At 45.0% G+C, this 238-nt stretch carries 1 protein-coding gene; it reads right to left on the bottom strand.

Features of this window, described 5'->3' with window-relative positions; all coding sequences use genetic code 11:
- The coding region (locus tag E1176_RS00015; protein ID WP_155208562.1) for a DUF4837 family protein at nt 1–238 on the bottom strand (238 nt) is incomplete at both ends.

Below are 238 nucleotides of genomic sequence, written 5' to 3'. Positions count from 1 at the left end.
ATAAGTTCTTAACCGTTTTAAGTACATCGTTAAAGCGCTGAGGATCAACTCTGTTGAGTTTAAACATTGCCTCTTCTCTTGGTAAACCCTTCACATCTACTGTAAAAGTTTCTCTGATCTTCTGGCCCAACTGACCCTGCCATTGGGCTGAGTCCATGACAACGATCATTTCACCTGCACGGCCGCTTGATTTTGGTAAAAGGCCTTTTTCTCGTTTGCCGGAATTGCCGCTGCATGC

This window comes from Fulvivirga aurantia (genome assembly GCF_009711475.1).
Taxonomy (GTDB): Bacteria; Bacteroidota; Bacteroidia; order Cytophagales; family Cyclobacteriaceae; genus Fulvivirga; species Fulvivirga aurantia.
This window is presented reverse-complemented; position numbering and strand designations above follow the sequence as displayed.